Genomic DNA, 14,009 nt, shown 5'->3' with positions numbered 1-14,009 from the left:
TATGGCCGACAAGAGAAGAATGCCGCTGTAGCTCAGCTGGTAGAGCACGTCATTCGTAATGATGGGGTCGGGGGTTCGAGTCCCTTCAGCGGCACCATTCTTCTCCGCCAATCATCTTTTCCAATGTTTGCAAGGCGAAACACCACTCGCGGCACGCTGTTGGTTCATGCGGCCGGTCGCCCCCGAATTGGCGGGGGCTCTGCGTCGGTTCTATCCCGATAGGTCCAAATGCTGGGCGAAAGGGCGGCTCAGCGGCGGGCAAAACCTGCCTTGAGGAAAGCCAGAACCATCGCCAAACCTCTTTTAGCTGGCCGTTTTTCAGCACTTGACGTCTTGCCAGAAGCGCAGAGACTTAAGTTATGGATTTGGCTCTGATCAAGACTTTTGTCGAGGTTGCAGCCTCTGGGTCATTCGTTTCGGCCGCAGAGCGGTTGTACGTGACTCAGTCCGCGGTCAGTCTGCGCATCCAGCGACTTGAAGATCAATTGGGGCGGCCTTTGTTCACCCGCTCGAAATCCGGGGCGGAGCTGACCTCGGCGGGGCGAGAGTTCGAAAGTTTCGCGCAGGCGCTTTTGCGCAACTGGGAACAGGCGCGTCAGCAGGTCGCCATTCCCGAAGGCTTCAGCCGCAGCCTGACGATAGGGGCGCAGGTTTCTCTTTGGCCGCGACTTGGCTTTCGCTGGATCGACGCATTGCGCGCGGCCTTGCCCAACCTTGGGCTGCACGCGCAGCTTGGCTTGCCCGATTCGCTGACGCGGTCCATGACCGAAGGGGTGATGCAGATATCGCTGACCTATGTGCCAACTCTGCGGCCGGGTCTTAGCGTGGAAAAGGTGCTCGATGACGAGCTGGTACTGGTGGCACCTTGGGAAAACCCGACGCGCGAACAACTGCCCGGTCGCTATGCCTTTGTGGACTGGGGCGGGGACTTCTTGCATTTTCACGATTCCCACCTGCCGAAACTGTCGAATCCCGGCCTGACATTGACGATGGGCTCGCTTTCGGTGCGATTCATCCTCAGCCGCGACTTTGCTGCCTATCTGCCTGCGCGCACCGTGAAAAAGTATATCGACGATGGGCGGCTGCATTTGGTGCCCGACGCGCCCACCTACGCCTATCCGGCATGGTCGGTTTGGCGCGACGATCTGGAAGATGATCTGGCCACTGTTGCCCATGCGACACTGCGATCGGTGATCGAATTGGCCAAAGACGATACGACCGAGGTGCTGGAGCAAATCTGACCGAATTGCACAACCTGCCAATGACCTGAAAGATGGTCAAAATCCCGCCAAGGTCTGGCCGGGTGCGCGGTCGCCTCCAACTGGCAGCGGACTGCGAAATACAAGGGATAGTCAGCACGAGAAATACTCACGCTATCCACAAGTTTTCCGAATTTTTCTTATGGATGATCGTTCTTTAATTTTGCTTCAGGCAACACGCCTGCCCCCATCAAAGCTGCTGCGGGGTTGTGCAAAAGAGAGGAAAGACCATGAAAACGATAAGCAAAATCTTCACGATCTCGGCTCTCGCATTCGCCTTTGGTGCGACGAGCGCCTTGGCGCAGACCGCTCTGCTCGGTATAGAGGCCATTGATGATCGGATTACCGAAATCGAAGATGCTGCGGCCGAAGATCTGGCACGGTCCGAAGACGCAAGCCGTTTCGGCAACCCAGAGTTCCGCCCCGGCCTGTCGGGTAGTGCGGCCCTGACCTACTCTGGCACGGTCGGTGCCACAGATTCGCAAGATCTCTCGATTGGCGCGCGTCTGCGCTATGCAGAGGGCCTGTGGGTCCAGACGATCGGCGTGGTGCTGGACTACAGCGAAACCGACGGTGTGCGCACCAAGGAAGACGTGTTCGCGGTCTACGATGCGAACCGCTATTTCAACGACCAGTTCTACGGCTTCGTGCTGGGTCGGGTGAAATCTGATGGCTTGGCCACGACCGCCGGGGATACTCGCACTGATGCCTTCATCGGCGTGGGTCCGGGCTACCGGATCGTCAATACTCCAGACGTGACCTGGCGGGTGCAGGCCGGTATCGGCGTCAGCTACCTGAAGGACGGGCTTGGCGATAGCGTCACTGAAACCGGCTACATCGTCTCGTCGCGGGCGTTCTACAAGTTCAACGAAAATCTCTTCCTGACCAATGACACGGATATTCTGAGCTCGGATACCGCACTGCGGATCGACAACGATTTCGGTGTGAGCATCAGGATGACGGACGCGATGTCGACCCGGCTTAGCTACCTTACCGACTACAACGACAGCCGCACGGTGAAAACCGAGAACAAGGTTGGGGTTTCGTTGGTGTTCGGTTTCTGACAGGGCCAAAAGCGGCTAACATCACGCGGGGGCAGGGAAACCTGCCCCTTTCCTATTTGCGACACCCGTTTCTTGGCTAATCCTTACCGCGTGCGACCGCGCCGCCAAAGCGCGGATAGGCGGCGCAAGACCGGGCCGCGCCAAGGGCTGCCGGGGCGCAGGAAGCGGTCGCAGAAAATGCCCCAGATCGCGCCGGCCAATACTTGCCAGATCGTATGGGCATTGGCTTCAATCCGTGATGCGCCTGTAAAGGCCGCGGCCAGTATCACCACGGTTTTTGCAACCGGATGGCCTGTGATGCAGCTTTGCACAAGGGCGCTTGCGCCAAAGGCGGCGGTGGCGGTATGGCCCGAGGGGAAGCCCAGCAAGCTGCCGCTAGGGCGCAAGTTGATGGGAGCATCGCCAAGCGCGCGCTTGGTGCCGTGCACCCCGGTGAACATGACGACGTATCGCGCAAGGTATTCGCCGACATCGCCGTTGAGCACCGAGCAGCCTATCGCCAGTGCTGGCAGGGCGATCTGAAGGTTGTCGCCGTAACGCTCGACCTCTCGTGGGGTTGCAGCAACCACCAGCGCCAGCACTGCAAGGATAATGGCAACACGGGCGCGCATCGAAAGGCGGCGGGCGGCGGCAAGCATAGGGGCACTCCGACAGCGGTTCTAGGACCGTTGTCTAACCGCCACTCGTTCTGCCGTAAACCGTCATTGAGCCTCGCCCTCGTGCCGCCCAAGACACGGGCGCGATATGGCCTAATTCGCGCCAAATTGGCTGCGCAATACCTACTCCTGAATCGATTCCAGATATTCGGCAAGCGCCAGCACCCGCCCGCGCGTTACCAGCGCGCCCATTTCAGAGCCCATCATGTCTGGGTTGCGCGCCGAGAAGATGTCGCCGAATACCGGCATGCTGCCACCGTGGCCGCGCAGCCCTGTGCGGCCATCGATAATTTGCAACACACGCGACATAGGAAACTCGCCGCCGTTCTTGGCGGAAAGCACGGTCAGATCGGCGTAGATTTCGGTAAGATAGTGCGGCATCGACCCGTCACCCTTGCCCGATGGGCCGTGGCAACTGACGCAGAACCGATTGTAGAGGTCATGTCCAATTTCAGGTGTCTGCGCATGCGCGAATCCGGCAGACAGAGCGCTCGCGACAGCGAAAGAAACAATATGGGTTTTCAACATAGTGCCCTCCCTTCGGGGATCTACCACCTCTGGGCATGATAGCCTTATTGGCCGGATCTTGCGTTGACGCGCGTCATCCATGCTGCGCGCGCCCCGCTTGCGGAAGGCCAGCGGCGACCTTACTCTCGCGCGCATGACGGTGCAGATCCTCCACGGCTGGGGTGAACTGATGGCGGCTTTTGCCGCCTTCTTCCTGTCGCATGCACTGCCAGCCCGCCCGGCGCTCAAGGCGCGGCTGGTCGCGGTGCTAGGGCGGGCGGGCTATGGGGTGGCGTTTTCGCTGCTATCGACCGGGCTGCTTTACTGGCTGATCGTCGCCACCGGGCGCGCGCCGTATGTCGAGCTTTGGCCACCTGCACTTTGGCAGCGCTGGACGGTCAATATCGTCATGCCGCTGGTGGTTCTGCTTGGCACCTTCGGCGTTGCCGCGCCAAATCCGTTTGCGTTTGAGGGCAAAGCAAAGGGGTTTGATCCCGCGCATCCCGGCATCGCGGGGGTTACGCGCCAGCCGCTTCTTTGGGCGATGCTTTTGTGGTCGCTAGCGCATTTGTTGGCCAATGGCGATCTGGCACACGGGCTGATGTTTGGGGCTTTCGCGGCGCTTGCGGCGCTGGGCATGAAGCTGGTGGAGGCACGCCGCGCCCGCGCAATGGGGGCCGAGGAATGGGCGCGTCTGACGGCGCATACCGGGCTTTTGCCGCTTGCCGCGCTGTTCGATGGGCGCTGGAAGCCGCAGGCGCTGCCGTCTGCCTTGCGTCTGGGCTTGGCGGTGGCGATCTGGTGGTCGTTTCTTGAATTACACGCGCCGCTGATCGGCCTTTCGCCGCTACCGTGAGCTTTCGGCTTTCAGCACTGCGGCCAGCCCTTCGCGGTAAGTTGGATAGGCAAGCTGCACGCCCAGCGCGGTCTTGACCCAATCGTTCCTTACCTGTTTGCTTTCGGCATAAAAGCTGCGGGCCATCGGGCCAAGCTCTGCCTCGGCAAATGGCACCGCAGGCGGTGGCGGCAGGCCAAGCAGTTTTGCCGCATAGGTTATGACATCTTCGGGTGGCGAGGGCAGATCGTCGCAAACGTTGTAAACGGCACCGGGATCTGGCTGCGCGATCGAGGCGGCAAGCACGGTCGCAATGTCATCAACATGAATGCGCGAAAACATCTGCCCCGGTTTGATGATGCGGCGCGCACTGCCGTTGCGGATGGCCTCGAACGGCGCGCGGCCGGGCCCATAGATGCCTGCAAGACGAAAGACATGCAGTGGCAGGCCGGGGCGCATAGCAAGCTTGAACCACGCGGCCTCGGCATCTGCACGCGCCCGCCCGCGCGAGGTGCCGGGGGTAAGGGGGGTCGTCTCGTCCACCCAGCCGCCGCCGTGATCGCCATATACCCCGGTGGTCGAAAGATATCCGACCCATTCCAGATGCGGCCCTGCCTCGGCCAGCGCCTTTGCCTCGGCTGCCAGAACCGGGTCACCCTCTGGCCCGGGCGGGACCGAGCTGAGCACATGCGTCGCTTCGGCCAACGCCGACGCCAGCGGGGTGCCGGGCCACAAAACAGGCTCTATTCCGGCGGAAATAAGGTTTTCTGGATGCCCGCGCGTGGTGCCGATAACGCGCCAGCCTTGCGGCAAAAGCCGCCGCGTCAACGCCGCCGCCGTATATCCATGCCCGATCGTGAGAAGTGTTTTCATGTGCAAGATATTGGCACCTCTCGCCGCCCGCGCAAGCCACCATCATAACGTCACTTGCAAGCCCGCGTGCCCGGTGGCAGATTTCGGCATGGAAAATCACACCTCATTCAAAACTTGGCCCGAGGCCGCGCCGCGCCTTATTGCCGTTGCAGCGGGCCGCGCCTTTGCCGATCTGGTCATTCGCGGTGGCCAATGGGTCAACGTACAAACACGCGAAGTGCTGCCCGGCCATGATATCGCCATCGCCGAGGGGCGGTTTGCCGCGATTGCGCCCGACCTTGGCCATTGCATCGGCCCCGAAACCGAAGTGATCGAGGCCAAGGGCCGCTTCATGCTGCCCGGTCTTTGCGATGCGCATATGCACATTGAAAGCGGCATGTTGACCCCGGCCGAGTTTGCTGCGGCGGTCATTCCGCACGGCACCACCAGCATGTTCACCGACCCGCACGAAATCGCCAATGTGTTGGGGCTGGCCGGTGTGCGGATGATGCATGACGAGGCGCTGATGCAGCCGGTCAACATCTTCACGCAAATGCCGTCCTGCGCGCCCTCGGCACCGGGGCTGGAGACGACCGGGTTCGAGATTACGCCGCAGGATGTGGCAGAGGCTATGGCATGGCCCGGCATCATCGGTTTGGGCGAGATGATGAACTTTCCCGGTGTGGTGGCGGGCGATGCCAAGATGCTTGCGGAAATCGCCGCCACGCAAGATGCGCGCAAGACCGTTGGTGGCCACTATGCCAGCCCCGATCTTGGCCGCGCCTTTGCCGCCTATGTGGCAGGCGGCCCTGCGGACGATCACGAGGGCACCTGCGAGGCCGACGCGATTGCGCGTGTGCGCCAAGGTATGCGCGCGATGATGCGGCTTGGCTCGGCTTGGTATGACGTGCAGAGCCAGATCACCGCAGTCACCGAAAAGGGGCTGGATCCGCGCAATTTCGTCTTGTGCACGGACGATTGCCACTCTGGCACGCTGGTGCACGAGGGGCACATGAACCGCGTCTATAGGCACGCGGTCGCCTGCGGTGCCGAACCGCTGATCGCGTTGCAGATGTGCACGATCAACACCGCCACCCATTTCGGGCTAGAGCGCGAACTGGGCAGCATCGCGCCGGGGCGGCGGGCCGATGTGATCTTGTCTTCAGATCTGCGCAGCTTGCCGGTAGAGCAGGTGATAGCGCGCGGGGTGACCGTGGCGAAGGATGGCGTATTGCTGGCCAAATGCCCGCATTACGCCTGGCCGCAAAGCGCGCGCGAAACCGTGCATCTGGGCAAGTCGCTGACCGCCGCCGATTTTGCGATTGCGGCCCCTGAGGGTGCCAATACCGTAGTTGCGCGGGTTATCGGCGTGGTGGAAAATCAGGCCCCGACCAAGTCGCTGACCGCTGAGCTGGCCGTGGTCGATGGCCTTGTGCCCGCCGACCCCACCCGCGACATCGCGCAGATTGCGCTGGTAGAAAGGCACCGGGGCACGGGCGGCGTGGTTAACGGCTTTGTTTCAGGCTTTGGCTACAGTGGCCGCATGGCGATGGCTTCGACCGTGGCGCATGACAGCCACCACATGATCGTGGTGGGCACCGACGGCGAAATGATGGCCGCCGCTGCAAACAGGTTGGGCGCGTTGGGCGGTGGCATCACGGTCTGGAAAGACGGTGCAGAGTTGGCTCATGTCGCGTTGCCGATTGCGGGCCTTATGTCAGACGCCCCTGCCGCCGATGTTGCCGCCGCAGCCTTTCGCATGGTTTCCGCGATGGCTGAGTGTGGGTGTACGCTTAACAATGCCTATATGCAGCACAGCTTGCTTGCGCTGGTCGTGATCCCAGAGCTTCGGATCTCGGATCTTGGATTGGTGGATGTGACCCGCTTTCAATTGACGGATTTGTTTACATGACCGACCAACTGCCCATCATCAGCCCGCCCGCCGTCGAGGCCGAGCTTTTCACCAATGCCGCCGACGCGGTTGCGCGTCTGGAGCAGCTTTATAGCCAAGCCACCGAGTTTCTGTTGGAGAAGTTTGGCGAAACGCTTGCGGCGCGCCGCCCCATGGCGCGGTTTCGTGCCTTCTACCCCGAAGTTCGCATTACCTCGTCAACCCACACCAAGTCCGACAGCCGCCTTGCATGGGGGCATGTCTCGCACCCCGGCACCTATGCAGCCACCATCACGCGGCCTGATCTGTTTCGTAACTACCTCACCCAGCAGTTGGGGCTGATTATTCGTAACCACGGGGTTGCGGTGCAGGTGGGCCATTCGGCCACACCGATGCCGGTGCATTTCGCGCTGTCGGCAGTGCCTTCGGTATCGGTGCCGCAGGAAGGGGTGCTCGATTTCTCGCTTCGTGACGTGTTCGACGTGCCCTCCTTGGCCAGTATGGATGATGACATCGTCAACGGCACCGCCGGGCCTAACGCCGACGGCTCTGGCCATCTTGCGCCCTTCACGGCGCAGCGGGTCGATTACTCGCTTGCCCGGCTTTCGCATTACACGGCCACCTCGCCCGAGCATTTTCAGAACTTTGTGCTGTTCACTAACTACCAGTTCTACGTGGATGAGTTCGAGGCATTGGCGCGGCGCGCACTGGCCGACAGCGCCAGCGGCTACACCGCCCTAGTCGGGCCCGGAAATATCGAGATAACCTCGGCCGATGCGCCCATGCCCGCGCCCGCCAAGCTGCCGCAAATGCCAAGCTATCATCTCAAACGCGCTGACGGGCAGGGCGTGACGCTGGTCAACATCGGTGTCGGCCCGTCAAACGCAAAAACGGCCACCGACCATATCGCGGTGCTCAGACCGCATGCGTGGCTGATGGTTGGCCACTGCGCCGGGCTGCGCAACAGCCAGAGCCTTGGCGATTTCGTGCTGGCGCATGCCTACCTGCGCGAGGATCACGTGCTTGACGACGATCTGCCGATCTGGGTGCCGATCCCGGCGCTGGCCGAGATACAGATTGCGCTGCAAGAGGCCGTGGCAGAGGTGACGCGTCTGGAAGGCTTCGATCTTAAGCGCATCATGCGCACCGGCACCGTTGCCACGATCGACAACCGCAACTGGGAACTGCGCGATCAGTCCGGCCCGGTGCAAAGGCTTAGCCAAAGCCGCGCCATCGCGCTTGATATGGAAAGCGCCACCATCGCCGCCAACGGATTTCGGTTCCGCGTACCCTACGGCACGCTTCTGTGCGTGTCGGACAAACCACTGCATGGCGAGCTGAAATTGCCCGGTATGGCGACCGATTTTTACAAGACGCAGGTCGCAAACCATTTGCAGATCGGCCTGCGGGCCATGGAAAAGTTGCGCGAAATGCCGCTGGAACGCATCCACAGCCGCAAACTGCGCAGTTTCGAGGAAACCGCGTTCCTCTGACGCGGCAAAACCCGACCAAAGGCGAGAATATCGCTTGCCATGATTCCTAAAAACGTGTGTTAAAAACCCGCAAACTGCAAAAAAGCCGAACACCCCCGCATAGTGGGGCACAGCGAGGAGACAGACCAATGTCGAAGTCGATGACCAAAGCCCAGTTCGTGGCTGCCGTAGCAACCGCGATGGGGTCGGACAAGAAAACTGCCGCCGGCGCGCTGGACGCTATCGCCGCCGTCGTCACAACCGAGATCGCCGCTGGCGGCGCTGTGACGCTGCCCGGTGTCGGCAAGGTTTCCTGCCGCGCGCGCCCGGAACGCCAAGTGCGTAACCCCGCCACCGGCGAAACGATCACCAAAGCCGCTGACAAGCAGGTCAAGGTTGCCATTGCCAAATCGCTGAAAGACAGCGTCAACGGCTGATATGCTCGCCCCTTGCGGGGCTGCGCAAATCCGATAGGGTCGCCCCGGTCTGGCCGTGGGCGGCCTTTTCATTTGGGGCGGCAATGGACTTTCGCGCAATTCTAGCAGGGCTAGCCTTTGCCTTCATGTGGTCCTCGGCGTTCACCTCGGCACGGATGATCGTGGCCGAGGCACCGCCGCTGACTGCGCTGTCGGCGCGGTTTCTGATTTCGGGCATGATTGGCGTGGGCATCGCGCTGGCGCTGGGGCAGCGATTTCAGCTGAACCGCGCGCAGTGGCGCGCAACCATCGTTTTTGGTGTCAGCCAGAACGCGCTTTACCTCGGGCTCAATTTCGTGGCGATGCAATGGGTGCAGGCCAGCTTGGCGGCCATTATAGCCTCGGCCATGCCGTTGCTTGTGGCGCTGCTGGGCTGGCTGTTCATGGGGCAAAAGCTGCGCCCCTTGGGCGTGTTTGGTATGCTGGCGGGGGTCTCGGGTGTCGTGTTGATCATGGGTGCGCGTCTTTCGGGCGGGGTTGACCCGCTGGGGGTAGCGATGTGCCTTGTTGCGGCCCTAGCGCTTGCCGCTGCCACGCTATCGGTCAAGGGTGCCTCATCGGGCGGCAATGTCATGATGATCGTGGGGCTGCAAATGTTCGTAGGTGCCGCTATCCTGATGGTGCCAGCGCTGCTGTTTGAAGATTTCACCGTGCATTGGTCACCCAGACTGATCGGCGCGTTTTCCTATACCGTATTGGTGCCGGGCGTGTTGGCGACTTGGGTCTGGTTTTGGCTGGTGGCGCGTATCGGGGCGGTCAAGGCCTCGACCTTCCATTTTCTCAACCCGTTTTTTGGCGTTGCCGTGGCGGCAGTGCTGCTGAGCGAACGTGTCGGCCCGCTTGATGTGCTGGGCGTGGTGGTTATCGCAGCGGGCATCCTTGCCGTGCAGATTTCTCGCGCGGCGTTGTAACGGCGCGCACGCGCGATTGTCATTTGATCAAGGGCGCTCTGCCGTGGCTACGGTAGGGCCAACCAAATGACAGGATTGCCGCGTGGAACTTTTACTTGCCTATGCTGCCGGAACGCTGACGCTCATCAACCCCTGTGTGCTGCCGGTGCTGCCGATCGTGCTGGCAACCTCGCTGGGGCGGCACCCGCTGGGGCCTGTAGCCTTGGCGGTGGGGATGGGTGCTTCGTTCACCACACTCGGGCTTGGCGTTACGGCGTTCGGGCAGGCACTCGGGCTGGGGCCAGAAACGCTAGCGCGAGCGGGTGCAGTGGCGATGCTGGCCTTTGGGCTGGTGCTGCTGATGCCGCGCCTCGCCTCGGGGTTTCAAACCGCGACGGCGGGCGTGGCAAGCCGCGCCGATGCGCGCATTGATGCAACCCAATCTTTCGGCTTGCCGGGGCAAGCGCTGGGTGGCGCGCTGCTGGGCGCGGCATGGAGCCCCTGCATCGGCCCCACGCTTGGCGGTGCGATTGCGCTGGCCAGCCAGCGGCAAAGCCTCGCGATGTCTGGGGCGGTCATGGCCGCATTTTCGCTGGGCGTGGCAACCGTCATGCTCGCACTTGCCTACGGCGCGCGCGGTATTCTGATGCGCAACCGCGCCCGTGCCGCACGTTTTGCCGCAGCTTCAAGGCCGGTGCTCGGTCTGGTTTTCGTCGCAGTCGCCGTGTTACTTCTTTCGGGATTTGCGCAGCGGTTGGAAGGCGCTGTGCTGAACCTCATGCCCGGCTGGCTGCAAGAGCTTTCCGTTGCAATCTGACAAAGGATACCCTCATGAAACGTCGTGATTTTCTACAACTTTCCGCCGCTGTAACGCTTGCCGCGCCCTTGGCGAGCTTGCCGCTACGCGCCACGGCTGCAACCTCGACAATGCTGACCTATACCCCCGGCCTGATCGAAGAGCGTTTGGGCAAGGGCGAGGTCGTTTTCGTCGATTACCACGCAAGCTGGTGCGGCACCTGTGCTGCGCAAGACAAGGTTATCACGGAACTACAGGCCGAAACCCCGGCCTATCTGGAAAAGGTCACCTTCATCCGCGTTGATTGGGACACTTGGCAGGCAGACGCCGTGACCACCTCGCGCAATATCCCCCGCCGCTCGACGCTGTTGGTGCTGAAAGGGGATGCCGAACTTGGCCGTCTGGTCGCAGCGACCTCGAAGGCCCAGATCAAGGAACTGCTCGATACAGCAGTAGCTGCGGTGACCAGCTAGGTCGCGCGCTGAGGGTAGCGCGGGCCGATCTTAGCCGATCAGCCCGCGCAGACCGCCCGTTTGGCCGCGGTCGCGCAGAACGTGGTCCAGTAGCACGCAGGCCATCATCGCCTCGCCCACCGGCACCGCGCGGATGCCCACGCAGGGGTCGTGGCGGCCCTTGGTGATAACCTCGACCTCTTCGCCCGCGGTATTGACCGAGCGGCGCGGGGTCAGGATCGATGAAGTGGGCTTGACCGCAAAGCGCACCACCACCGGTTGCCCTGACGAAATGCCACCAAGAATGCCGCCCGCGTGGTTGGAAAGAAACTCGATCCCATTCGCACCGACGCGCATTTCGTCGGCGTTTTGCACGCCCGTCAGTGCGGCAGCCCCCATGCCTTCGCCGATCTCGACGCCTTTGACCGCGTTGATCGACATCATCGCAGCGGCAAGATCTGCATCGAGTTTGCCATAGACCGGCGCGCCCAAGCCCGGCGGCACGCCCTCGGCCACCACTTCGATGACCGCGCCGACCGATGAGTTTTCCTCGGTGCGGATGTGGTGCAGATAGGCTTCCCATTCGGCAACCACCCCGGCGTCGGGCACGAAAAAGTTGTTCCGCGCGATTTCTTCGCGGTCAAAGCGGGTGCGGTCGATATGTTTGGTGCCCATTTGCACCATATAGCCCGTTATCCGAAGGCCGGGGAAAAGTGCCCCCAGCGCGGCGCGCGCCACGCCGCCCGCCGCCACCCGCGCCGCGGTTTCGCGCGCGCTGCTGCGCCCGCCGCCGCGATGATCGCGCAGCCCGTATTTCTGATGATAGGTAAGGTCGGCATGACCGGGCCTGAACGCCTGCGCGATATTGCCATAGTCACGGCTGCGCTGATCGGTGTTTTCGATCATCAGCTGAATAGGTGTGCCGGCTGTGCGCCCCTCGAACGTGCCTGAGAGGATGCGAACCTGATCGGGCTCTTGCCGCTGGGTCGTCAGCTTGTTCAGCCCCGGACGCCGCAGATCCAGCCAAGGCTGAATATCGGCTTCAGAAAGCGTGATACCGGGCGGGCAGCCATCGACCGTTGCCCCCAGTGCGGGCCCGTGGCTTTCGCCCCATGTGGTGACGCGGAACATTTGGCCGAAGGTGTTAAAGCTCATCGGGGCACTCCTGACGGGTTGCCCCTCGCTTAGCCCTGCCCGGCGCATGGCTCAAGCAGTTTTGCCTTGCACGGGCCAGTGGCGCGCCTATGTTGAGCCCACCTCGGGGAGCCCTTGCGCAGGGCTGAGATGCGGGAAGACCCGCGAACTCGTCGAACCTGAACCGGTTAAGACCGGCGGAGGGAAGGTATCCGGGCATCACCTCCCGGCCTGACCCCGCCCGTCAAGCCATTGGAGGATGAAAGATGCGACTATCCCTGATGCTTGCGGGTTTCCTGTGCGCCACTGCGGCGCAAGCGCAGGAAAAACCCGTGCTGACAGTGCTGACCTACGACAGCTTTGTTTCCGAGTGGGGCCCCGGCCCGATCATCGAGGAAGTGTTCGAGCGCGATTGCAATTGCGATTTGCAATTCGTCGCGGCGGGTGATGGTGCGGCACTGATGGCGCGGTTGCTGCTGGAAGGTGCCAAAACCGATGCCGACGTGGTGCTGGGGCTAGATACCAGCCTGACCGCGCAGGCAGCCGATACAGGGCTTTTTGCGCCGCACGGGTTGGCGGCTGCGCCCGATGTGCCAGTGGCCTACGATGACCCCCTTTTTACCCCCTATGACTGGGGTTGGTTCGCTTTTGTCTACGACACCACCCGGCTTGCCGTTCCGCCCAAGGACTTTGTCGAACTCGGCGCTTCGGACGCGAAGATCGTGATTCAGGATCCGCGCTCTTCCACGCCCGGCCTTGGCCTTATGCTGTGGGTAAAGGCCGCTTACGGCGATGACGCGAGTGCGGTTTGGCAGGCACTTGCCGACAATATCGTCACCGTGACGCCCGGCTGGTCCGAGGCTTACGGCCTGTTTCTGGAAGGCGAGGCCGATATGGTGCTTAGCTATTCCACCTCGCCCGCCTATCACGTGATTGCCGAGTCGGATGTGACCAAAGAGGCAGCGCCCTTTGCCGAGGGGCACTATTTGCAAATCGAGGTTGCCGGGCGGCTTGCCGCATCGGATCAGCCAGAGCTTGCTGACCGCTTCATGGCATTTATCCACAGCCCGGCATTTCAGGGCACGATTCCCGAGACGAACTGGATGTATCCGGCCACCACCTCGCCCGCAGGGCTGCCGCAGGCGTTCGAATGGTTGATCTGGCCCGAGAAGTCGCTGCTGATGTCGCCGCAAGAGGCGCAGGCGGCGCGTGGGCCGGCATTGGCCGAATGGCGCGCAGCGCTGGCGCGGTGATGCCAGCACGGCTTGCCGCGCTTGCTGTGCTGGTGCTGGTGCTTGGCACACTGGCGGCGGTGGCGTGGCAAGCGGGCGGGCTGGGTGCGCTGCAAGCAGCAGACATCGCCGCAGTTCGGTTTACCGTGGCGCAGGCTCTGATTTCGGCCACGCTGTCGGTGGCGCTGGCGGTGCCAGTGGCGCGTGCGCTGCACCGGCGCAGATTTCCGGGGCGGGGCGCGCTTGTCTCGCTTATGGGCGCGCCTTTCATTCTGCCTGCTGTGGTGGCGGTAATGGGCTTGCTTGCGGTATTTGGCCGCGCGGGGGTGGTGAACGACGCGCTGGCAGCACTTGGGCAGCCGCGAATCTCGATCTACGGCGCGGGGGGCGTGGTGCTGGCGCATGTGTTCTTCAACCTGCCGCTGGCCACGCGCTTGCTGCTGCACGGCTGGCAAGCCATTCCCTCCGAGAGGATGCGGCTGGCACAATCGCT

The 14,009-nt window shown here is 62.3% G+C and carries 14 protein-coding genes, 1 tRNA gene, 1 pseudogene and 1 riboswitch; of the genes and pseudogenes, 12 read left to right on the top strand and 4 right to left on the bottom strand.

Annotated elements, in window-relative coordinates; all coding sequences use genetic code 11:
• Positions 1-21: 21 nt before the first annotated feature.
• From ABY403_RS06055 to ABY403_RS06045, 3 genes are all read left to right on the top strand, one after another.
• Positions 22-97 (top strand) — tRNA-Thr (locus tag ABY403_RS06055).
• 262 nt (positions 98-359) lie between these two features.
• Entirely contained in the window at positions 360-1,241 is an 882-nt protein-coding gene (locus tag ABY403_RS06050) for a LysR family transcriptional regulator (RefSeq protein ID WP_372839850.1), read from the top strand.
• A 248-nt stretch (positions 1,242-1,489) separates the two neighbouring features.
• Entirely contained in the window at positions 1,490-2,323 is an 834-nt protein-coding gene (locus ABY403_RS06045) for a YdiY family protein (RefSeq protein WP_372839849.1), read from the top strand.
• Positions 2,324-2,406: 83 nt separating this feature from the next.
• Here the strand turns inward: ABY403_RS06045 and ABY403_RS06040 are convergent, their stop codons facing one another.
• Together ABY403_RS06040 and ABY403_RS06035 are read right to left on the bottom strand one after the other, a co-directional pair.
• Positions 2,407-2,961: a phosphatase PAP2 family protein gene (locus tag ABY403_RS06040; protein WP_372839848.1), complete on the bottom strand. Its 555-nt coding sequence runs from the start codon at positions 2,959-2,961 to the stop codon at positions 2,407-2,409.
• Positions 2,962-3,102: 141 nt separating this feature from the next.
• Positions 3,103-3,507, bottom strand: a complete 405-nt coding sequence (locus ABY403_RS06035) for a cytochrome c (RefSeq protein ID WP_372839847.1) — start codon at positions 3,505-3,507, stop codon at positions 3,103-3,105.
• A gap of 79 nt (positions 3,508-3,586) precedes the next feature.
• On the opposite strand from ABY403_RS06035, the gene ABY403_RS06030 reads away from it, so the two are divergent.
• A complete protein-coding gene (locus tag ABY403_RS06030; protein ID WP_372839846.1) occupies positions 3,587-4,342 on the top strand; it encodes an NnrU family protein in 756 nt (251 codons plus the stop codon).
• On the opposite strand, the gene ABY403_RS06025 is transcribed toward ABY403_RS06030, so the two are convergent.
• Positions 4,334-5,194 carry an SDR family oxidoreductase gene (locus ABY403_RS06025; RefSeq protein ID WP_372839845.1) on the bottom strand — a complete coding sequence of 287 codons (861 nt, stop codon included), beginning with the start codon at positions 5,192-5,194 and terminating at the stop codon, positions 4,334-4,336. The genes ABY403_RS06030 and ABY403_RS06025 overlap by 9 nt on opposite strands.
• An 88-nt stretch (positions 5,195-5,282) precedes the next feature.
• Between ABY403_RS06025 and ABY403_RS06020 the strand changes: the two genes are divergently transcribed.
• From ABY403_RS06020 to ABY403_RS05995, 6 genes are all read left to right on the top strand, one after another.
• Positions 5,283-7,085, top strand: coding sequence for an adenine deaminase (locus ABY403_RS06020; RefSeq protein WP_372839844.1), 1,803 nt, complete (start codon positions 5,283-5,285; stop codon positions 7,083-7,085).
• Entirely contained in the window at positions 7,082-8,557 is a 1,476-nt protein-coding gene (locus ABY403_RS06015) for an AMP nucleosidase (protein WP_372839843.1), read from the top strand. Before ABY403_RS06020 ends, ABY403_RS06015 begins: the two co-directional genes overlap by 4 nt.
• A 128-nt stretch (positions 8,558-8,685) precedes the next feature.
• On the top strand, positions 8,686-8,973 hold the full coding sequence (locus ABY403_RS06010; protein WP_372839842.1) for an HU family DNA-binding protein: 288 nt from the start codon (positions 8,686-8,688) through the stop codon (positions 8,971-8,973).
• An 83-nt stretch (positions 8,974-9,056) separates the two neighbouring features.
• Complete coding sequence (locus tag ABY403_RS06005; RefSeq protein WP_372839841.1) at positions 9,057-9,923, top strand: DMT family transporter; 867 nt, start codon at positions 9,057-9,059, stop codon at positions 9,921-9,923.
• Positions 9,924-10,005: 82 nt separating this feature from the next.
• The gene (locus ABY403_RS06000) at positions 10,006-10,719 is read left to right on the top strand and encodes a cytochrome c biogenesis CcdA family protein (protein ID WP_372839840.1); all 714 of its coding nucleotides are present in this window, start codon (positions 10,006-10,008) and stop codon (positions 10,717-10,719) included.
• Positions 10,720-10,733: 14 nt separating this feature from the next.
• Positions 10,734-11,171, top strand: coding sequence for a thioredoxin domain-containing protein (locus ABY403_RS05995; protein WP_372839839.1), 438 nt, complete (start codon positions 10,734-10,736; stop codon positions 11,169-11,171).
• 30 nt (positions 11,172-11,201) lie between these two features.
• On the opposite strand, the gene aroC is transcribed toward ABY403_RS05995, so the two are convergent.
• Entirely contained in the window at positions 11,202-12,305 is a 1,104-nt protein-coding gene (gene aroC / locus ABY403_RS05990; protein ID WP_372839838.1) for a chorismate synthase, read from the bottom strand.
• A 94-nt stretch (positions 12,306-12,399) separates the two neighbouring features.
• Positions 12,400-12,507: riboswitch (TPP riboswitch) on the top strand.
• A 43-nt stretch (positions 12,508-12,550) separates the two neighbouring features.
• Here aroC and thiB point away from each other — a divergent pair.
• Both thiB and ABY403_RS05980 read left to right on the top strand, forming a co-directional pair.
• Positions 12,551-13,537, top strand: a complete 987-nt coding sequence (gene thiB / locus ABY403_RS05985; RefSeq protein ID WP_372839837.1) for a thiamine ABC transporter substrate binding subunit — start codon at positions 12,551-12,553, stop codon at positions 13,535-13,537.
• Positions 13,513-14,009: pseudogene (locus ABY403_RS05980) on the top strand (thiamine/thiamine pyrophosphate ABC transporter permease ThiP); the annotation flags it as partial. The gene thiB and the pseudogene ABY403_RS05980, both read left to right, overlap by 25 nt.

It is taken from the genome of Phaeovulum sp. (genome assembly GCF_041596715.1).
In the GTDB taxonomy this organism is placed as follows: Bacteria; Pseudomonadota; Alphaproteobacteria; order Rhodobacterales; family Rhodobacteraceae; genus UBA6213.
Note: the sequence above shows the minus strand (reverse complement) of the source record. Positions and strands in the feature narration are given on the sequence as shown.

Coding starts and splice junctions, on each gene's coding strand:
- ABY403_RS06050 (WP_372839850.1), top strand. CDS start 360: ATGGATTTGGCTCTGATCAAGACTTTTGTCGAGGTTGCAGCCTCTGGG.
- ABY403_RS06045 (WP_372839849.1), top strand. CDS start 1,490: ATGAAAACGATAAGCAAAATCTTCACGATCTCGGCTCTCGCATTCGCC.
- ABY403_RS06040 (WP_372839848.1), bottom strand. CDS start 2,961: ATGCTTGCCGCCGCCCGCCGCCTTTCGATGCGCGCCCGTGTTGCCATT.
- ABY403_RS06035 (WP_372839847.1), bottom strand. CDS start 3,507: ATGTTGAAAACCCATATTGTTTCTTTCGCTGTCGCGAGCGCTCTGTCT.
- ABY403_RS06030 (WP_372839846.1), top strand. CDS start 3,587: ATGCTGCGCGCGCCCCGCTTGCGGAAGGCCAGCGGCGACCTTACTCTC.
- ABY403_RS06025 (WP_372839845.1), bottom strand. CDS start 5,194: ATGAAAACACTTCTCACGATCGGGCATGGATATACGGCGGCGGCGTTG.
- ABY403_RS06020 (WP_372839844.1), top strand. CDS start 5,283: ATGGAAAATCACACCTCATTCAAAACTTGGCCCGAGGCCGCGCCGCGC.
- ABY403_RS06015 (WP_372839843.1), top strand. CDS start 7,082: ATGACCGACCAACTGCCCATCATCAGCCCGCCCGCCGTCGAGGCCGAG.
- ABY403_RS06010 (WP_372839842.1), top strand. CDS start 8,686: ATGTCGAAGTCGATGACCAAAGCCCAGTTCGTGGCTGCCGTAGCAACC.
- ABY403_RS06005 (WP_372839841.1), top strand. CDS start 9,057: ATGGACTTTCGCGCAATTCTAGCAGGGCTAGCCTTTGCCTTCATGTGG.
- ABY403_RS05995 (WP_372839839.1), top strand. CDS start 10,734: ATGAAACGTCGTGATTTTCTACAACTTTCCGCCGCTGTAACGCTTGCC.
- aroC (WP_372839838.1), bottom strand. CDS start 12,305: ATGAGCTTTAACACCTTCGGCCAAATGTTCCGCGTCACCACATGGGGC.
- thiB (WP_372839837.1), top strand. CDS start 12,551: ATGCGACTATCCCTGATGCTTGCGGGTTTCCTGTGCGCCACTGCGGCG.